The 20,503-nt window shown below is 39.8% G+C and carries 11 protein-coding genes and 1 riboswitch; of the genes, 8 read left to right on the top strand and 3 right to left on the bottom strand.

The window, feature by feature from the left end:
* Nucleotides 1-110: 110 nt before the first annotated feature.
* The 3 genes from C9J37_RS24810 (at nt 111) to thiC (ending at nt 6,077) form a co-directional block, all read left to right on the top strand.
* Entirely contained in the window at nt 111-2,216 is a 2,106-nt protein-coding gene (locus C9J37_RS24810) for a methyl-accepting chemotaxis protein (protein WP_107897546.1), read from the top strand.
* An 803-nt stretch (nt 2,217-3,019) separates the two neighbouring features.
* Nucleotides 3,020-3,949 carry an AEC family transporter gene (locus C9J37_RS24800; RefSeq protein WP_024360749.1) on the top strand — a complete coding sequence of 310 codons (930 nt, stop codon included), beginning with the start codon at nt 3,020-3,022 and terminating at the stop codon, nt 3,947-3,949.
* Between the two features lie 83 nt (nt 3,950-4,032).
* A riboswitch (TPP riboswitch) is annotated at nt 4,033-4,147 on the top strand.
* A gap of 151 nt (nt 4,148-4,298) precedes the next feature.
* Nucleotides 4,299-6,077, top strand: coding sequence for a phosphomethylpyrimidine synthase ThiC (gene thiC, locus C9J37_RS24795; protein ID WP_107897544.1), 1,779 nt, complete (start codon nt 4,299-4,301; stop codon nt 6,075-6,077).
* A gap of 104 nt (nt 6,078-6,181) precedes the next feature.
* Here the strand turns inward: thiC and C9J37_RS24790 are convergent, their stop codons facing one another.
* From C9J37_RS24790 to C9J37_RS24780, 3 genes are all read right to left on the bottom strand, one after another.
* Nucleotides 6,182-7,867 (bottom strand): methyl-accepting chemotaxis protein, encoded by a 1,686-nt coding sequence (locus tag C9J37_RS24790; RefSeq protein ID WP_107897543.1) that lies wholly within the window; start codon nt 7,865-7,867, stop codon nt 6,182-6,184.
* Nucleotides 7,868-8,361: 494 nt separating this feature from the next.
* On the bottom strand, nt 8,362-9,882 hold the full coding sequence (locus tag C9J37_RS24785) for a catalase (protein WP_107897542.1): 1,521 nt from the start codon (nt 9,880-9,882) through the stop codon (nt 8,362-8,364).
* A gap of 319 nt (nt 9,883-10,201) precedes the next feature.
* Nucleotides 10,202-11,680: a helix-turn-helix domain-containing protein gene (locus C9J37_RS24780; RefSeq protein ID WP_107897541.1), complete on the bottom strand. Its 1,479-nt coding sequence runs from the start codon at nt 11,678-11,680 to the stop codon at nt 10,202-10,204.
* A gap of 205 nt (nt 11,681-11,885) precedes the next feature.
* On the opposite strand from C9J37_RS24780, the gene hutH reads away from it, so the two are divergent.
* From hutH to C9J37_RS24755, 5 genes are all read left to right on the top strand, one after another.
* Nucleotides 11,886-13,400 (top strand): histidine ammonia-lyase, encoded by a 1,515-nt coding sequence (gene hutH, locus C9J37_RS24775; RefSeq protein ID WP_107897540.1) that lies wholly within the window; start codon nt 11,886-11,888, stop codon nt 13,398-13,400.
* A gap of 111 nt (nt 13,401-13,511) precedes the next feature.
* Nucleotides 13,512-14,840 (top strand): YjiH family protein, encoded by a 1,329-nt coding sequence (locus C9J37_RS24770; protein WP_107897539.1) that lies wholly within the window; start codon nt 13,512-13,514, stop codon nt 14,838-14,840.
* Between the two features lie 15 nt (nt 14,841-14,855).
* Nucleotides 14,856-16,526, top strand: coding sequence for a urocanate hydratase (gene hutU / locus C9J37_RS24765; protein WP_107897538.1), 1,671 nt, complete (start codon nt 14,856-14,858; stop codon nt 16,524-16,526).
* Nucleotides 16,523-17,791 carry an imidazolonepropionase gene (gene hutI, locus C9J37_RS24760; protein ID WP_107897537.1) on the top strand — a complete coding sequence of 423 codons (1,269 nt, stop codon included), beginning with the start codon at nt 16,523-16,525 and terminating at the stop codon, nt 17,789-17,791. Before hutU ends, hutI begins: the two co-directional genes overlap by 4 nt.
* Before the next feature lie 145 nt (nt 17,792-17,936).
* Nucleotides 17,937-19,793 (top strand): SLC13 family permease, encoded by a 1,857-nt coding sequence (locus C9J37_RS24755; RefSeq protein ID WP_107897536.1) that lies wholly within the window; start codon nt 17,937-17,939, stop codon nt 19,791-19,793.
* Nucleotides 19,794-20,503: the final 710 nt, after the last annotated feature.

The raw sequence follows: 20,503 nt of genomic DNA, 5'->3' as shown, positions 1-20,503 counted from the left end.
AGACTTTATTAATTGAAAACTTTACGTTGCTTGGTAAATTCAGTGAAACTTTTATTGTGATACTTGCAATGATACATTATGATTATTTTATAAAAATGGAGGTGTTTGTAATGAAAAAATCCAAAAGTATTGCATTAAAGCTCACTTCTTTAATTTTAGGTGTATTTTTAGTATTATTTGTTGCCTATACATTGGTAACTAGCGCTACTCTACATAATCAGAGTGTCGATGATTCAGAGGAGGCAACGCTGCAAAATGCGGAGTTATCAGCTGCAAAAATGAGCGAACGGTTTAAAAAAGCTAATGATACATTACAAACAACAAAACGTATTGTTGAAGCAATGGAAAAAAATGATGCGCTTTCGACAGAAAGTGTATTGGATATACTGAATACGAATTTAACGAATAATGATGATTTACTGGGTGTAGGGGCCGTTATAGAAAACGGTGCGGTAAAAGTTGGACCAACTACTGATACGGCATTAATTGATGTGAAAAATCGCTTTATCCCTTATCTAACTAAAGATGGCAACCAAATCAACACAGACCCTATAGAAGGAATTGACGACCCGAAAGCGGAAGATGCTTGGTATCGGATACCAAAAGGAGAAGGGCGTGCTGTATTAACAGAGCCGTATGATTATAATGTGAACGGTAAAACAATATCGATGACGACAATTTCAGTTCCGCTGTTTAACGCTTCGGGTACATATTTTGGCGTATTAACGGCAGACTTATCCATCGACTTTTTAAAGGAATTAGCTGATTCCATTCAGCCAGATGGTGGTTATGCAGGCATTATTACAGATCAGGGTATGTTAACGGTTAATAGTATTAACGAAAAGCTAGATGGGACAAATATGCAGGATGCAGTTGATTGGACAAGTATTAGACAATCTATGGATGAAGGAAAAACAGACAGTCTTTATATAGACTCGAAGCAGCTTGGAGAAAAATCTTTTAATGCTTTTGCTCCAATGATGTTAGAAAATATTGACGAAGTATGGTCAGTGCAATTAGTTTTACCTAACTCCAAAATATTAGAAACGTATAATAAAATTCTTGTTTTCACGATTGTATCAGCAATTATTATGGTAATTTTAATGGCCGCTGCTAGTGCGATGTTTATATTTAAACAGTTGAAGCCTTTGAAGGTTTTACGTACATCTATTGAAACAGCAGCAGAAGGCGATTTAACGAAAAAAATAGATGATAAATTTATAAAATCCGATGAAATTGGTGCTGTTGCATTAGCTTATAATAATATGCTGGATAAGACGAATGATGCCATACATACGGTATTAAATTCTTCAACATTGCTGAATCAATCATCCGACCATGTTCATGAAGCCTTTAATGAAATTGTAGCATCAAGTCAAGAAGTATCTGTCGCAATTAACGAAATAGCGCAAGGTGCATCAAAACAATCAGAGGATACAGAAGAAACGAATTATCGAATGATTGATTTATCTGACCAAATTGACGCCATTACAAGGCTGTCAAAGCAAATGGACGAGCTGTCAATCAAAACACAAACTTCTACAGAGCAGGGCATGAAAGAAGTGGAAAGTTTACGTGACCGAAATGCGGAAACGAATGAAATGAATGGACGTATCCAACGTCAAATGGAATCTTTGTCTAGCAATATTAACAATATCAATCAAATTATTGCATCTATTCAAGGAATAACAGAGCAAACGAATCTATTAGCACTGAATGCAAGTATAGAAGCCGCTCGAGCGGGAGAACACGGGAAAGGCTTTGCAGTAGTAGCGGAGGAAGTGCGTAAACTGGCAGAGCAGTCTAAAAACGAAACAGAAGTCATTAAACAAACAGTCTCTAGCATTCTAGCAGATTCAAAGCAAACGGTATCCGTTATTGCTTCCAATGCAAGCTTAATGCAAGCGCAAAATGAATCGGTCCAAAATACAGAGTTAGCTTTTAAGGATAATAACGAGCTATCTCAATCAATTGCAACAGCAATTAATGAACTATTGTCAGAGCTTTCACAAATGTTGGAGCAAAAGGACCAAGCCATTACGGCGATTCAAAGTATTTCTGCCGTTTCAGAGGAAACTGCTGCTTCTGCAGAACAGGTGAGTGCATCAGCGGCAGACCAACAGGCAGAAATGGAAAAGGTCGCAGAATCTATCAACAACATGAACCAAATTTCTAAAGAACTCCAAGAGGTCGTGAATCGATTTAAACTTGCGTAATAAAGCGGGTGAAATGGGGATACCCGCGGAGCAGAGCGATTTCCCCGCGGAGCAGAGTGATTTACCCGCGAAGCAGGGAGGTTTACCCGCGGAGCAGAGAGGTCTACCCGCGGAGCAAGGGAAAATACCCGCGAAGCAGGGAGGTTTACCCGCGGAGCAGAGTGATTTACCCGCGAAGCAAGGAGGTTTACCCGCGAAGCAGGGAGATTTACCCGCGGAGCAGAGAGGTTTACCCGCGGAGCAAGGGAAAATACCCGCGAAACAGAGTGGTTTACCCGCGGAGCAAGGGAAAATACCCGCGGAGCAGAGAGATTTCCCCGCGGAGCAGAGAGGTCTACCTGCGGAGCGGAGAGGTTTCCCCGCGGAGCAGAGTGATTTACCCGCGGAGCAGAGTGATTTACCCGCGGAGCAGAGTGATTTACCCGCGGAGCAGAGTGATTTCCCCGCGGAGCGGAGTGATTTACCCGCGGAGCAGAGTGATTTACCCGCGGAGCAGAGTGATTTACCCGCGAAGCAGAGAGGTTTACCCGCGGAGCAGAGGGAAATACCCGCGGAGTAGAGAGATATCCCCGCGGAGCAGAGAGGTCTACCCGCGGAGCAAGGGAAAATACCCGCGAAACAGAGTGATTTCCCCGCGAAATAAGGTGAAATACCCTCGGAGCAAAGCAAAAACCTACAAACATAAAAAGGAGCTGTCCCAGCAAGGGGCAGTCCTTTTTTATGTAAACTTATACTAGCGGGGGAGCATTGACCCATGTCGTGAACAGTTTTACTATAGAAAGAGATGAAAGGGGGTCACCTCCATGATGTATCTCGGTATGATTTTCTTTAAAATAGTTGCCCCTATTTTAGTGTTGCTTGTACTTGGTGCATTTTTACAAAAGAAATTTTCTTTTAATTTAAAAGCATTATCCCAGCTCATTACGTATTGTTTTATGCCAGCTGCTGTATTTGTGAATTTATATGAAACAAGTGTGGAGTTATCAGTGCTGGGGGAAGTGGCATTATTTATTGTGCTCTTTATCGGCAGTCAAATGGTGCTTAGTCATTTTTTAGCGAAGGGGCTTGGTCTAGCGAAAACAGAGACGGCAGTGTTTAAAAATAGTGTTGTCCTTATTAACTCGGGCAACTATGGTATTCCAGTAGCACAAATGATTTTCGCAACGCAGCCCATTGGGGTGGCAATCCAAGTGATTCTCGTTATTTTTCAAAATATGACGACCTATACATATGGTTTATATAATTTAATCTCTTCGACTAAATCAGGGATGGCGATCATAAAGGACTTCCTGAAAATGCCCATTATTCATGCCCTTATAATAGGCGTGGCAATGAATTTCTTTAATATTGGCATTCCACAATTTATCCGTATTCCTATTGACCACGTAGCTGATGGCTTTATCGCCGTAGCGCTTATTACACTGGGTGCACAACTATCACAGCTTGAAATCAAGTCCATGTTCAATAAAACGGTGTTTGTTAGCTGCATTACACGTCTAGTAGTAGGCCCAGCAGTTGCATTGCTTATTATTTTTGTCCTCGGTTTAGATGGTGTTGTCGCTCAGTCACTCTTCATTGCAAGTGCATTTCCGACCTCACGCAATAGCTCTAGCTTGGCATTAGAATATGATGTTGAGTCGGCAACTGCTGCGCAAACGGTTCTTTTTTCAACGATTGTTAGCTGTCTTACAGTAACAATTGTCATTTATCTAGCAGAACTGCTATTTACGTAATCATTCGAGGATAATAGCAAGATAAATCTTAATTATAACTTCCATCTATTAGAAAAATCTGTTACACTATCATCAAACTTAATAGCTATAACTAGGGGAGTCCGATGAGTCGGGCTGAGAGGGAAACGCATAGAGGTTTCTTGACCCTTTGGACCTGATCTGGCTCATACCAGCGTGGGAAAGTTAATGAACATCGCACTCCTAGAATTTTTTGCGATAAATAAACCTTACATGTACAGCCGGATCCAATATTTTTGGATTCGGCTTTTTTATTTGTAATGCTACCTATTGGCGTGAGCTAGATTCGGTCCTTTTTTGAAAATTTATGGAAAAGGGAGCGGAATAGTATATGACAACAGTTAGCGAAAAGAACATTACCATTATGACAAGTTTTGACGGAAGTAAAAAAGTATATGTAGAAGGAACACGCCCAGATATTTTAGTACCGATGCGTGAAATTCAGCTAAGCCCAACAACGGGTAGTTTTGGAGAAGAAGATAATGCACCAGTGCGTGTTTATGATACGAGCGGTCCTTATACGGATCCGACTTACAAAGTGGATATTACAAAAGGTCTACCTGCATTGCGTAGTGCGTGGATTAAAGAACGTGGAGATGTAGAGGAGTACGAAGGGCGGACGATTAAACCAGAGGATAATGGCTTCCGCAAAGCAGACGACCCTCGTATGAAGGAAAACGTTTTTCCGGAGCTTTCCCGAAAACCATTACGTGCAAAAAAAGGTCGCAACGTGACACAACTGCATTATGCGAGACAAGGGATTATTACCCCGGAAATGGAATTTGTAGCGATTCGTGAACATGTTGAACCAGAATTTGTACGTGCTGAAATTGCTGCAGGTCGTGCTATTATGCCATCCAATATTAATCATCCAGAAGCAGAGCCGATGATTATTGGCCGAAACTTTCATGTGAAAATTAATGCCAATATTGGTAATTCAGCTGTTTCCTCCTCTATAGCAGAGGAAGTTGAAAAAATGACATGGGCTACACGATGGGGCGCAGATAATATTATGGATCTATCTACTGGCAAGCATATTCATACAACCCGCGAATGGATTATTCGTAATGCAGCTGTACCTGTAGGAACTGTGCCAATTTATCAGGCACTCGAAAAGGTCAATGGTGTAGCCGAGGATTTAACATGGGAAGTGTATCGTGATACGTTGATCGAGCAAGCTGAACAAGGGGTGGATTACTTTACGATTCATGCAGGCGTGTTGCTTCGTTATGTACCACTCACAGCTAATCGCGTAACGGGCATTGTGTCGCGTGGTGGTTCGATTATGGCGCAATGGTGCCTATTCCATCACCAAGAAAACTTCTTATATACTCATTTTGAAGAAATTTGTGAAATTATGAAAACGTATGATGTTGCTTTTTCATTAGGGGATGGTTTACGCCCAGGCTCAATTGCTGATGCCAATGATGAGGCACAGTTTGCGGAGCTTGATACGTTAGGAGAGTTAACGCAAATTGCATGGAAGCACGATGTACAAGTAATGGTAGAGGGACCTGGGCACGTACCGATGCATCTCATTAAAGAAAATATGGACAAACAATTGGAAGTTTGCAAAGAAGCACCTTTTTACACATTGGGGCCTCTTACAACGGATATCGCGCCAGGCTATGACCATATTACATCTGCCATTGGCGCAGCGATGATTGGCTGGTTTGGCACAGCGATGCTATGTTATGTGACACCGAAAGAACATTTAGGATTACCGAATCGAGAAGATGTTCGTGTAGGAGTCATTACCTATAAAATTGCGGCACACGCGGCTGACTTAGCGAAAGGACACCCTGGGGCACAACAAAGAGATGATGCGCTATCCAAAGCGCGATTTGAGTTCCGCTGGCGCGATCAGTTTAACTTATCATTAGACCCAGAACGCGCAGTAGAATATCACGATGAAACATTACCCGCAGAGGGAGCAAAAACAGCCCATTTCTGCTCAATGTGTGGACCTAAGTTTTGCAGCATGAGAATTTCTCAAGATATTCGTAACTATGCTAAAGAAAAAGATTTAAATACGACAGAAGCTATCCATCAAGGAATGAAGGAAAAGGCTCAAGAGTTTAAAAACGCTGGTAGCCGATTGTATCAGTAACAAAAGAAATCGCAGATTAAACCACGGACAACATCCGATTCACCATAGTAGCAAAAAGTGTTAGATTGACTGCAATCAATCTAACACTTTTTTGTCTTAGCTTTTTAGACTTTAAATTTATTTATATGTTCTTGAAGGGTGGTAGCCCCATCGTTTAAAGATTGTGCAACAGCGTTCATTTCTTGGATGGTGGATGTTTGTTCTTCAATTGCGCTTGAAATCGTTTCGGATTGTTCTGCCACGTTTTTTGCCACCGCAGACATTTCATTGACAGATGCAGCAACCTCTTCAGTACTTGCAGAAATTTGTTGAGTAGAAGCAGAAACGTCTTCTATTTCGGATGCCATATCTTCAATTGCGCCCATAATGCCATTAAAGGCGTTTTGCGCATGTTGAATGTAAGAAACGCCTTCATCAATATTTTGTACTGTAACGCTCACCGCTTTTTCGACTTCCAATGTATTTTGCTGAATATCATTAATTAAGTTAATGATTTGGTTGGCTGATATTTTGGATTCCTCCGCTAATTTACGTACTTCATCTGCAACGACGGCAAATCCTTGTCCATGTTCGCCAGCTCTCACTGCTTCAATGGCAGCATTCAAAGCTAGTAGGTTGGTCTGATCAGTAATTTCAGTAATGACTTTCGTTATATTTTCAATTTCAGTCGATTGCGTACTTAACTGTTTAATAAGCTCATTTGTCTTATCTGAAGATTGTTGAATAACCATCATTTGATTTTCGGTCTTTTGCAACATCTTTTCGCCATTAGTAGCAACGCTTTGTGTATCGAGCGCTTTCGTATGAAGCATCTGTGTGGCTTCAGCGATACGTTGGACTCCACGTGCAGTTTCATCCATGGCCATGGCGGTTTCTTGCCCTGTCACTATAGCCTGACTACCGCCTTGTGCCATTATTTCTACGCGTTTGGCAACGTCATTTGAAGAAGAAGTAACGTCGTCAGTGCTTGCGGCTAATTCTCCTGCACTTGTAGTAGTATGTTCTACATTTATCGCTATATTATCAATGAGAGAGCGCAAATTTGCTTTCATTACATTAAATGAATCGGCTAACTTTCGAATCTCATCTTTTGTCTTTACTTTCACATCCTCTTGACGTAAATCACCGGTAGCAATGATATTTGCTGCCTTAGCTAGGCGATTGACAGGCATTGTAATAATCCTTGTCATAATGAAGGCGATGAGAAAGGCTAAACTTGTAGAAAAGGCAGCGAGAATTAAGATAATCGATGAGCTTATATTTTCCACTTTTGACGACTCAGCACGTGCTAACTGTACTTGTCTTTCCTCGTAAAATGCAATTTCATGTGCGGCTTGTTGGATTGCAGCAGCAGCAGGGCGTGCTTTTGTTCGAAGAATGTCAATGGCAGGTTGTAAATTATCGGGACTGTATGTATTAATAATTTCCTGTGCAGCTTTTTCGAAAATCGCTTGATTGGCTTTAATAACGTCCATTTGCTTTTGTGTCGTTTTAGAAGTGAATAACCTTTCTAACTCCTCCACCTTGTCTTGAAGCATCTTTTCTTGTTCCTCGAGCTTTTTAATGGTTGCTTCATTGGGTTCGAGAATATATGAACGAAGATAGTTGCTCTGCATTGAAGAAGCAATGACAATTTTATCGACTTGAATAAGCTTATAAACACGGTTTTCAAATAAGTCTTTATTTAAATTATTTATGTGATTCAGTTGGTAGTAAGCGATTGAGGAAATAGTTAGTAATAAAAGAATGATTGTACTAAATCCAATATATAGTTTCTTTCGAATCGACATCTTTTTCCTCCATTCCAGTTTTGTAATAGTTGTCACGTATCAATGCCCAAAAAATTTTAGTGACATTAGAAATAAGAACAGTACAAAGTTGTGGAATTTTCATATAAATGGTATACAAGAACACCTATATGACGATGACAGATATACATAGTAAAAGGAAACAATAAAAAATTGAATTCCACTGCATATTACTTATTCAGTGAGTGGGGAAGTTACCTTTAAGTCAGTTGAGGCAGCTTGCGCCAATCTACTGAATAGTAAACGGTAATGATAGTCTAAGTGACAGATGCGAAAGCTTTAGAACGAAGGAAGATTGAAATATGTACGATAGTCTTCCGATGTAGCTACTGTTATAAAGCTTATTGGGAAAACTCATTGGAACTAGCAAAATAACGAAGTAAAAATGACAAAAGGCATCGAGAAATGCATTCTCGCTACCTTTTGTCTACTTGCCAATGACTGCAAGCATTATTGGATATCAATATAGGGAAATATTAGATGTTTGCTACTTGTTTTACTTCTTGGTTTTTTACATACGGATTTGAGAGATCCATGCCTTCTAATGATAGACCCATTGCTTTCGCTACACCCTCACCATATGCTGGATCAGCTAAATAGCAGTGTAAGATGTGGCGACGTTTGATGAATTCTTCAACTGAAGCCATATCATTTGCTGTATTTTCGAATAAGCGTTGTTGCTCTTCCGCAGATAACAGACGGAATAATTTACCCGGTTGTTCGAAGTAGTTATTGTCATCTTCTCGGAAGTCGTGGATATCAGCATGACCATCAATACGTAATGGTGGCTCTTTATAGTCTAAATTGTGCTCCCATTCACCATAGCTGTTTGGTTCATAGCTTAATGTAGAACCGAGATTGCCATCAAAACGCATAGCGCCATCGCGGTGGAATGAACGGAATGGGCATTTTGGTGCGTTTACAGGCAGACTGTGGTGGTTTACGCCTAAGCGATAGCGAGCTGCATCTGCGTATGCAAAAATACGAGCTTGTAACATTTTGTCTGGAGAGTAGCTGATACCAGGCACAATGTTAGATGGTGCAAACGATGATTGTTCTACTTCTGCAAAGTAGTTATCAGGGTTTTTATTTAACTCGAATTCGCCAACTGGAATTAGTGGGAAGTCTTTTTTGTACCAAACTTTTGTTAAGTCGAATGGGTTATAAGGTAATTCACGCGCTTGTTCTTCTGTCATGACTTGAATGTACATTTTCCATTTTGGGAAATCGCCTCGTTCGATAGCTTCGTACAAGTCACGTTGTGAAGATTCGCGGTCTTTACCGATAATTTCAGCTGCTTCCGCACCTGTTAAGTTTTTAATGCCTTGCTCTGTACGGAAGTGGAATTTCACCCATACACGCTCATTTTGTGCATTGATGAAGCTGTAAGTGTGTGAGCCGAAACCATGCATATTACGATAACCTGTTGGAATACCACGGTCAGACATAACAATCGTAATTTGGTGTAACGCTTCTGGTAATAAAGTCCAGAAATCCCAGTTAGAGTTTGCGTTTTTCATATTTGTGCGTGGATCGCGTTTTACTACGTGGTTTAAATCTGTAAAGTGTAACGGATCACGGAAGAAGAATACAGGCGTGTTATTACCAACTAAATCCCAGTTACCTTCTTCTGTATAGAATTTCAATGCAAAGCCTCGAATATCGCGCTCTGCATCTGCAGCACCGCGTTCTCCCGCTACAGTTGAGAAACGAGCGAACATTGGTGTTTTCTTCCCAATTTCAGAGAAGATTTTAGCTTTCGTATATTGAGAAATATCATGTGTCACAGTGAATGTACCGAATGCTCCTGAACCTTTAGCGTGCATACGGCGCTCTGGAATAACTTCACGGTTGAAGTTTGCTAATTTTTCAACTAACCATACATCTTGAAGTAAAAGAGGACCACGAGGACCTGCAGACATAGAGTCGTGGTTGCTTACTACTGGAGCACCACCTGCTGTTGTGAAACGACGGCTACGATCATTTGCGTTTGTCATATTAGTTTACCTCCTGAAAAATATTGTGAGTCAAACTCCTCGTAAATAACTATAACAAATATAAAATAGAATTGCTAGTACATTATAATAATTATTGTTAAAGAATTTATCTAGCAAGATATAAAATATAAATATATGTATAGCTGTCAACCGATATACATAGTTTTTTAGAGTATTTTCACTTTTTTTATAGTTTTTACGGTTGTTTTAAAGGAATAAGTGGTTTGCAAGTATATAAGATTAAAGACAAAGTATAATTGGAGATCCTTCTTATTTAATATTGATATTGAAAATGTGTTAGTCTAAATGAAAATTACGCTTATATAATCCTTCCTTGGTTTTTCCATCCCTTTCGATAGCGGTTGGGTGTAGTCCCTATGAGCTGTTTGAATAATTTGCTGAAGTAATTTGGATCATCAAAGCCATTTAACAGCGCAATTTCACTAATGGCAAAATCGGTTTCAATAAGCATTTTAGTTGAATTTTGAATACGAACTTGCTGTAAATAGCGTTTAAATGGCTGGCCTTGTTTTCGTGAAAATATTGTACTTAAATAATTGGGGCTAATACCTAACTTATTCGCGATAAATGGTAAGGATAGTTCGAGATTATGATATTGATGATCGATTATTTCTAAAGCTAATTCCACATAGTCTGCTTTCTTCTCCATTCGAGCCTCACGTGCCAATTCAATAAGTCGCTGTGTGAATAAAATAATGCCATTGAGAATTGTATAGAATATAGGGTGTTCAATAATCAAATGAAAAAGTTGGCGATAATTTTGCTCGAGAGCAGCTTTTTCATGCAGTTTGTATTTCAACATAAATCGGCGGATTTGCGCCAATACACTGGTAAGGTGGATGCGCAAATCATCTTGCTCGTAATAGATGCCTCCATTTGATAAGCGATATAAGAACGCTTTTACTGCTTCAATATTACCTTCCTCTAAACTTTTAATAAGTAGTTGTTGTTCCTCTGGTGTTAGTAAAGGGTCGAGGGGGTGTGTTTGGTATTGTTTCGTTGCATAAAAAATATGGCCGTAGCCTTCATAAAAGCTTTGCAGTAGGGCTCGCTTTGTTAAAGCATACATTTCTTTTAAAGTTGTCGGCGCACCATCATAAACGCCAATATTCAGAGCGCCGTTATTCGTCATTTGCCATTCCTTTAGCAAAGTTCGTATATCTTTTTCAATAATTTTTAAATCGCTTGTTTGAAATAGGCAAATGATTGTATCTGATAATGGGTAAATGCTCATTTGATAATAAAACGGTGTTTGTTGAAGCCAAATGAACAATTTATTTAATGTTTCTGGATGCTCAGGTTCAATCATCGTGAACTGGATATCGGTTGTTAATGAGTTAGTTGTGTTTTCTAAAAATAATTGGTAGTAAAAAGATTCATCTTTAGCATCAGCACTAACTTTTGGGACTTGAGGTGTATGAAGCGAAATAGCACTAAGCTTTTGCTTTAAAACTTCTAAATCAATTGGTTTTACAAAAAGATGCGCCACCTGTAAATCTATTGCTTTTAATGCGTTTTTAAATAACGGCTCTGTGGTGATGGCTAGGATTTTGCCTGAGTGTTTTTGTAAAAGCCCGTAAAGAGCTGTTAAACGATTATTCGGTAGCATGTCGATATTTAACAAAATAACTTCTGGTACAAATTGTTGAATGCTTTTTGCGGCCTCGGAAATAGTCGAGCACAACTCAATTGATAAATCTCCTGGAAAGTATGTATGCAAAAACCAACGAATGCCCGAAAGTTCTGTAAGATCTCGATCAATTAATAATAATTTCATTCAATCAACCTTTCTTAAAAAAATCCTGTTTCGTAAAAAAATACGATTATATTATTAAAAATAACATAAAAATCTGAAATAATTCCTGTTTTCTCTTTTAAAATTCTATATTTTCTGAAAAAGGTAGTTTGTACAATGGATATAGAGAAATTCTTTTTTTATACAAATACATTTACATAAGCTGTTAAGGATAGGGGGATATCGTATGCAAACAATCATCGAACTTGATGGCAATACGTTAACAAGGCAACAAATTGAGAAAATCGTGAGGGGGCAGGCTTCAGTCGTATTATCTGCTGACAGTACGGAACGTGTTCGAGCAAGTAGAGAAAGAATTGAAAAACGCTTAGCAGAGGGGCAAGTAATTTACGGTGTCAATACTGGGTTTGGCAAGTTAAGTAATATACGAATTGAAGAATCAGATATTGAGTTACTGCAATTAAATTTACTTCGTTCAGATGCAACAGGTGTTGGCGAGCCATTTCCAACGGATGTCGTGCGTGCGATGATGATTTTACGCGCAAATGCATTAGCACGTGGGTTTTCTGGTATTCGACAAGAAACATTGCAATTATTGCTAGACTGCATCAATAAAGGGGTACATCCAATCGTGCCATCCCAAGGGTCAGTTGGAGCAAGTGGAGATTTAGCACCATTATCGCATTTAGCATTAGTGCTTGTAGGTGAAGGGAAAGCTGAATTTAAGGGCGAGCTTGTGTCAGGTGACATCGCATTACAGAAAGCAGGCTTAACACCTGTGCGATTACAGGCAAAGGAAGGATTGGCGCTAGTAAATGGTACGCAAGCAATGACTGGTATTGGCGTTTTGACATTAAACGAGGCGGAGCGTATTGGGCTTGCCGCGGATATGGCTGCGAGTCTGTCATTAGAGGCGTTAAAAGGGATTACGTCTGCATTTGATCCGGCACTATTAGCTGTAAGACCACATCCAGAATTAGAGTTGGTAGGAGGGCGTATTCGCAAATGGCTTGATGGCAGTAAACGCGTGACCAAGCAGGGGGAAATAAGGATGCAGGATGCGTATTCTCTGCGATGCATTCCCCAAGTACACGGGGCATCATGGCAATCATTTTTCTATGCGGAGCAGCGTGTGCAAATAGAGATGAACGCTACGACAGACAATCCTATCGTTTTAGAAAATGGAGAAGTTCTGTCAGGAGGTCATTTTCACGGTCAACCGATAGCATTAGCTATGGACTTTTTAAAGGTTGGGGTCAGTGAATGGGCTAATATTTCCGAAAGACGTACAGAGCGCATGGTCAATCCGCAACTTAATGATGGTTTGCCACCATTTTTAGCAACAAATCCTGGCATTGAATGTGGACTGATGATTGCACAATATACGGCTGCTTCGCTTGTGTCGGAAAACAAAGTGCTAGCACATCCTTCAAGTGTGGATTCTATACCTACATCGGGGAATCAAGAAGATCATGTCAGTATGGGGACAACATCCGCTCGTCAAGTGCGACAAATTGTCCACAATGCAGCTCGGGTAATTGCAATAGAAATGATTTGTGCATCGCAAGCAATCCATCTAGATAAGGCGGAAGAGCAGTTATCGCCAACAACAAGAAAGTATTTAGAAAAAGTGCGTGAATTCTGTCCGCCTTTATTGGCAGATCAACCTATTGGTGACGAAATTGAAGCATTAGCGAAGTACTTATTAGCAAGTGATGTTCTATTAAATGAGAGCATCTAAGCTTCTTGCATAACATCCTTTATGTTCCCGCCAAGTTCTTCTATTACTTAAATGAATTTGGTGGGCACTATCGGGTGTCTGGTTTGCTATAAATAAACAAGGAGGACTGTGATGGATTATAAGCAACAGGCGTTGAGACACGACTCGCCATTTAGAGTTTCCTCAATTATAAAGATGGTTATCTGTAGCTTAGTCGGAATATTCAGCTTTTTCATTTCGTTTGAATGGCATGGGAAAAACACGATTCTAATCGATCATATTGTGAATTATATTCGTACAGAAGCACCCTCGCTTGTCACTGTTTATGTGGTTATGATGCTTGTTGGCGGAGCGATCTATCCATTTATTTCTAATAAGTGGAAAAAGTCGTCAATCGATATGCTGTTGTCAATTTTTAAAGTAGGTGGCATGGTAGCTGGGGTTTTATTAATTTTTAATGTTGCTCCTGCATGGCTTGCCAATGAAAATATCGGTCCTTACTTAATGGAGAAACTCATTAAGCCAGTAGGGGTGCTTATTCCGATAGGCTCTTTATTTTTAGCTATTCTTGTTAGCTTTGGGTTACTTGAATTTATTGGTGTTTTAACACAGCGTTTTATGCAACCTATTTTTAAGACGCCGGGTCGTTCGGCAGTGGATGCAGTAGCCTCATTTGTTGGCAGTTATTCAGTCGGGTTACTTTTAACGAACCGTGTCTATATGGAAGGTCGTTATACAGCGAAGGAGGCCGCAATTATTGCAACAGGCTTTTCAACTGTATCTGCCACATTTATGGTTGTCATTGCAAGCACGCTCGATATTATGCCACATTGGAATACATTTTTTTGGGTATCGCTCGTTGTGACATTTCTAGTTACGGCAATAACAGCACGTATGTATCCACTGCGTTCAATGAAGGATGAATACTTTGCAGGCTCGACACCGATGCCAGAAAAAATAGTGATGCAAAATCGTTTTAAAGAAGCGTGGCGTCAAGCGATGGTGGCGGTTGAGCAAAATCCACCGTTAGCAAAAATTTTATGGATGAATTTAAAAGATGGCCTTGTGATGGCAATGGCTGTTATGCCTTCTATTTTATCAATTGGTCTTCTAGGGCTTGTACTCGCAACATATACGCCTGTTTTTGATTGGCTTGCGTATATTTTTGTTCCTTTTACATATGTATTACAAGTTCCAGAACCATTTTTAACAGCGAAAGCATTGTCTTTATCGTTGGCGGAAGTGTTTTTACCAGCACTTGTTGTCACACAAGCAACATTGATAACGAAATTTATTGTGTCTGTCGTATCTATTTCTTCAATATTATTCTTTTCTGCTGTGATTCCACTGATCTTATCATCAGAAATTCCATTGACATTGCGTGAAATCTTGCTAATTTGGTTTGAGCGTGTCGTCTTATCTTTAATAATTGTAACACCAATAGCATTTTTACTATTTTAAAGGAGCGTGTTTTGAATGGTATATAAAACTAATATTCGTGCACCAAGAGGGAATGAAATAACATGTAAAGGTTGGACACAGGAAGCGGCGATGCGCATGCTAATGAATAATCTAGATCCTGAAGTTGCTGAAAATCCTAATGAGCTTATTGTGTATGGAGGAATAGGAAAAGCGGCGCGGAATTGGCAAAGCTATGAACAAATCATTGCTTCTTTAAAAGAATTAGAGAATGATGAAACATTGCTTATTCAATCAGGAAAGCCAGTAGCTGTCTTCCGTACGCATGAACATGCACCGCGCGTCTTAATCGCCAATTCAAACTTAGTGCCTGCATGGTCCAATTGGGAGCATTTCTATGAGCTAGAGGACCGTGATTTAATGATGTACGGTCAAATGACTGCTGGTAGTTGGATATATATTGGTGCTCAAGGTATTTTACAAGGAACATATTTATCGTTTGTAGAGGCTGGAAAGAAAGTGTTTGGTAGTGCGGACTTACGCGGGAAATTTATTCTTACTGGTGGTATGGGTGGTATGAGTGGTGCACAGCCTTTAGCTGGGAAAATGGCAGGGGCAGTCATTTTAGTAGTCGAAGTGGAACGTGCTCGTATTGAACGAAAAATAAAAGAAGGCTACTGTGATTATCTTGTTGAGACAGTAGATGAAGCGGTGGCATTAGTCAATCAACTCCGTGCTCAACGGGAGCCAGCGTCAATCGGGCTAGTTGGCAACTGTGCAGATGTTAACCGTGAATTGTTAAACCGAGGTATCATTCCAGATTTTGTGACAGACCAAACATCTGCGCATGACCCTATCAATGGCTATGTACCGAATGGTATGACGTTTGAAGAAGCGTTAACGTTACGGAAAAATGATGTCAAAACGTATGAGCAAAAGGCGAAAGAAACGATGGCAGAGCATGTTCGTACAATGCTTGAATTTCAACAGGCGGGTGCTGAAGTATTTGATTACGGTAATAATATTCGTGCTTACGCAAAAGAGATGGGTGTGACAAATGCTTTTGACTTCCCAGGCTTTGTACCAGCGTATATTCGTCCATTGTTCTGTGAGGGCAAGGGGCCGTTCCGTTGGGCAGCACTTTCTGGTAATCCGGAAGATATTTATAAAACAGATGCTTTAGCGAAAGAAATGTTTGCTGAAGATGAAGGTCTTGTCAATTGGATTGATATGGCGCAAAAAATGGTGAAATGGCAGGGACTACCTGCACGTATTTGCTGGTTAGGGTATGGTGATCGCCATCGCTTTGCATTGAAGGTGAATGAAATGGTAGCAAATGGCGAGTTATCTGCACCAATTGTTTTCGGACGGGATCATTTAGACTCTGGCTCGGTGGCTTCTCCAAACCGCGAAACAGAAGGAATGTTGGATGGTTCAGATGCAGTATCCGATTGGCCGATTTTAAACGCACTTGTTAACACAGCGAGTGGAGCTAGCTGGGTAAGTGTTCACCATGGTGGCGGTGTAGGAATGGGATATTCACAGCATGCAGGTCAAGTGTTGGTTGCTGATGGATCAACACTAGCGGCTGAGAAAATAGCGCGCGTGTTGATTTCAGACCCTGGAATGGGCATTGTTCGGCATGCAGATGCAGGTTATGACATTGCTATCAATACAGCAAAGAATAAAGGTGTCCATATGCCAATGCTAAAGGATGATGTGAAATGACCCTTTTAATTAAAAATGCAAATGAAGTCATTACTTTGAAAAGCGCTTTACAAGGGCCTCGAATAAAAGAACAAATGCGAGAGATTGCCGTTGTAGAAAAGGGAAGTGTGCTCGTAGCAGGAAGTCAGATTGTCGCTGTCGGGGCTTATGAGCAGTTAGTTATAGATTTCCCTCATTTAGTGGAGGAAGCAGAGGTTATAGATGCATCTGGAAAGATTGTCATGCCAGGTCTTGTGGATTGCCATACACATTTAGTGCATGGCGGTACACGTGAGCAGGAATTTAATATGCGACTTAACGGCTCCACTTATATGGACATTATGAATGCAGGTGGAGGCATTCATGCTACAACAAAGCGCACACGAGAAACAAGTTTTGAAGCGTTATATGAAAAAACGATGCACCATTTAGATGTTTTTTTAAAGCATGGTGTGACTACTGTGGAAGCGAAGTCAGGTTACGGTCTGGATTGGGAAACGGAAAAGAAACAACTGGAAGTAGCTAAAAAGCTACAGGACACACATGTGGTAGATGTCATCAGTACCTTTATGGGCGCACATGCGGTACCACGCGATTTTAAAGGACGAGAAGATGAATTTGTCGACATTATTATTAATGATATGTTGCCAAAAGTGTCGGCATTAGAGCTTGCAGAATTCAATGATGTGTTTTGTGAAAAAGGCGTATTTACACCAGCGCAATCTAGACGCATTTTAGAGGCGGGTAAAGCGCTTGGACTAACACCGAAAATTCATGCTGATGAAATAGAGCCGTATAACGGTGCGGAATTAGCTGCTGATGTGGGAGCTATCTCGGCAGAGCATTTGTTAGTTGCTTCGGATGAAGGTATTCAAAATATGGCTGAAGCAGGAACAATTGCCGTCTTGCTACCTGGCACTGCCTTCTTCTTACGCGCACCGTTTGCTAGAGGCAGGTTAATGATTGATGAAGGAGTGCCAGTAGCCATCTCAACAGACTTTAACCCTGGTTCTTCGCCGACAATGAGTTTGCCATTTATAATGAATTTAGCTTGTATGCATATGGGGTTGACATTAGAAGAAGTAATCACTGCTACGACCATTAATGCTGCGCATGCATTGAACAGAGGCCACCAGATTGGTACGCTTGAAGCGGGTAAACAAGCGGATGTTATTATATTGGATGTTGCCAATTACAAACAGCTACAATACTTTTACGGCATGAATCATACCAATACTGTGATTAAAAAAGGGCAAGTCGTAGTGCGTCATGGTATTCTTTTGTAATAAATAAAGAGTTTTGGTGAACGATTAATCTCAGTTGTGCATATATTTACCAATTAAATATTACAGAAAAAGCATAAATAGGGAGAATTCCGTTATTTATGCTTTTTTTCGTATAGAATGTAGTTGTTACTATCGTTAGAAAGGAATGCTTCGCGTGCAGCTAACATTAACATTTCTTATTTTAGGAATGACGATTATTGTATTTATGACGAATCGAGTGCGTGCAGATTTTGTTGCTATTGTCTCTCTTCTCGCATTTGTTATCGCTGATATTTTAACACCAGCAGAGGCTTTGGCAGGCTTTTCAAATTCGGTTGTGCTAATGATTGCTGGCCTTTTTGTAGTTGGTGCTGGTATTTTGCGTACGGGTCTTGCAGCAATGGCTGGACAACTATTATTGAAATGGTCAGGTAATAGCGAGCTCAAGTTATTTATACTATTGCTTATTATTGTAGGCTCTGTAGGTGCTTTTATGAGTAATACGGGAACAGTTGCCTTGATGATGCCGATTGTTGTCAGCATCGCGATTAGTATGAAGGAAAGTCCTTCAAAGTTTTTATTACCTCTTTCTTATGTCGCTAGTTTATCGGGCTTAATGACATTAATTGCTTCCCCGCCAAATTTAATTGTCAGTCAGCTTTTAGTCGATCAAGGCTATCCGAAGCTTGGTTTTTTTGAGGTGACGCCTATTGGCCTAGTTGGGATGATTGTTGGTATTTTATATTTGGTGCTTGTGCGTAATATTCTGTTACCAAATGATAAAAAAAGAACGCAAACATCTACTGGCTATAAGCTCTCGCCAAAGAAAATTATGAAGCAATATGATTTAAACAATCGATTATTTAAGGTGTTTGTACCTGAGGATTCTACAATTATAGGAACATCACTGGCAGAATTAAAGCTTCCCGCAAAGTATGGACTTTGTATGATGAAAATTCACCGTAAATCACAAGATGGAATCAATTTACTCCCGATGACTTATCAAGAAATGGCAGGGCCAACGAGTGTTATCCATGCTTTAGATGAGCTCTATGTACAAGGTGAGGAAGGGGCGATTGGTAATTTAACTGCAGATTACGGTTTAGTGATGCAAGAATTGACTGAGAATGAAGCGGATGAGTTGGTAACAAAGCATCTTGGTATTGCGGAAGTACTATTAACACCAAATTCAAGTTTTATTAATGAGACGGTCAGTTCACTAGGATTCCGAGAAAAGTATAATCTCAATATTATTGGCATTAACCATAGAGGTGGCTATAAGCTTCAAGATATGGTGACGCATAAGTTGAAATTTGGGGATGCCATCTTAGTACAAGGCGCATGGGATGAAATATTAGTGCTCGCTCGAGAGACACAGGACGTTGTTGTTGTCGGTCAACCGAAAGAGCATGCGAGTGTTGCAGCGGCAACTGGTAAAGCAGGAATAGCTGGTGCGATTATGCTGCTGATGATTGGGCTCATGGCTTTTGAAGTATTCCCTGCTGTTATTTCCGTTATGGTTGGGGCAGTATTGATGATTATAACTGGCTGTTTGCGAAATATGGAAGATGCGTATAACAATATGAATTTTGAAAGTATTGTACTCGTTGCGGCGATGCTTCCGATGGCTACAGCATTAGAGAAAACAGGAGGCATGGTTATCTTATCAAACGGCATAATTGATGTTCTTGGTAAATATGGCCCTTATGGGGTACTGATAGGCATATATGTACTAACAGTTATTTTTGGTCAATTTATTAGTAATACCGCAACCGCTGTTTTGTTTGCACCGATTGCTATGAACGCAGCGATTGCAATGGATGCAAATCCTACAACCTTTATGATTGGTGTAGCAGTAGCAGCAAGTATGGCATTTGCCACGCCGATTGCCTCACCTACTAATGCGTTAGTTATGACTGCTGGTGGCTATAAATTTATGGATTTTGTAAAGATTGGCGTACCTTTACAAGTTATTATGTTTATTGTGATGATGCTTGCAGTTCCATTTTTCTTTCCGTTTTAGAATTTATATTTTTGTTTCGTTTCTTGCTGTTTTCCACTGTAGTGTTGGTTAAGCTACAGTGGAAAGCGAAGAACAATGGCATTAGATTTAAAGCAAATAGAAATTTCTATAATGAAAACGAGAAAGAGGGATGAGGCTTGTTTTATATAAGAACGCATTTATTTTAGGAATAATCTTTTATGTAAAGCTAGGCATTCGAGTAAAGAAAGATGCACGTTTTAGAAAGAAAGTAGAATTAATAGGACAATAAAAAAATTGGGCGTATATATAGGAAGGTTTTCGAATTTCTAATTTATAAAGTATAATTATATAAAGGTTTTTAATATAATTTGATATTTTTATAAAAAAACACTTGCAAAGGTTATAGAATCGTGATAAATTATTACTTGTCGCTAAGACGACGTAACATTATTAACACAAACTTCTTAAAAACATTACAAAAAAGTGTTGACAAGAATATTTGTAAATAGTATGATATAAAAGTTGTCGCTTCTAAAAGAAGATAAAATATTTCGAAAAAAGTTGTTGACAACGAAAAAAGAAAATGTTATTATGTAAAAGTCGCTAAAAACAAACGGCGACAAAATGAACCTTGAAAACTGAACAAGCAAAACGTAATCAATATAGTTTTTACTAGCTAACTTCGTTAGTGAACGAAACAAAATTTTGGACATCAAAATTGATGCCAGCAAAACAATTTGAGCTAATCA

Origin of the sequence: Lysinibacillus mangiferihumi (genome assembly GCF_003049665.1) — a bacterium.
Classification (GTDB): domain Bacteria; phylum Bacillota; class Bacilli; order Bacillales_A; family Planococcaceae; genus Lysinibacillus; species Lysinibacillus mangiferihumi.
This window is presented reverse-complemented; position numbering and strand designations above follow the sequence as displayed.

Excerpts from the sequence above, each read along its gene's own strand:
- C9J37_RS24810 (WP_107897546.1), top strand. The coding sequence starts at position 111 with ATGAAAAAATCCAAAAGTATTGCATTAAAGCTCACTTCTTTAATTTTA.
- C9J37_RS24800 (WP_024360749.1), top strand. The coding sequence starts at position 3,020 with ATGATGTATCTCGGTATGATTTTCTTTAAAATAGTTGCCCCTATTTTA.
- thiC (WP_107897544.1), top strand. The coding sequence starts at position 4,299 with ATGACAACAGTTAGCGAAAAGAACATTACCATTATGACAAGTTTTGAC.
- C9J37_RS24790 (WP_107897543.1), bottom strand. The coding sequence starts at position 7,867 with ATGTCGATTCGAAAGAAACTATATATTGGATTTAGTACAATCATTCTT.
- C9J37_RS24785 (WP_107897542.1), bottom strand. The coding sequence starts at position 9,882 with ATGACAAACGCAAATGATCGTAGCCGTCGTTTCACAACAGCAGGTGGT.
- C9J37_RS24780 (WP_107897541.1), bottom strand. The coding sequence starts at position 11,680 with ATGAAATTATTATTAATTGATCGAGATCTTACAGAACTTTCGGGCATT.
- hutH (WP_107897540.1), top strand. The coding sequence starts at position 11,886 with ATGCAAACAATCATCGAACTTGATGGCAATACGTTAACAAGGCAACAA.
- C9J37_RS24770 (WP_107897539.1), top strand. The coding sequence starts at position 13,512 with ATGGATTATAAGCAACAGGCGTTGAGACACGACTCGCCATTTAGAGTT.
- hutU (WP_107897538.1), top strand. The coding sequence starts at position 14,856 with ATGGTATATAAAACTAATATTCGTGCACCAAGAGGGAATGAAATAACA.
- hutI (WP_107897537.1), top strand. The coding sequence starts at position 16,523 with ATGACCCTTTTAATTAAAAATGCAAATGAAGTCATTACTTTGAAAAGC.
- C9J37_RS24755 (WP_107897536.1), top strand. The coding sequence starts at position 17,937 with ATGCTTCGCGTGCAGCTAACATTAACATTTCTTATTTTAGGAATGACG.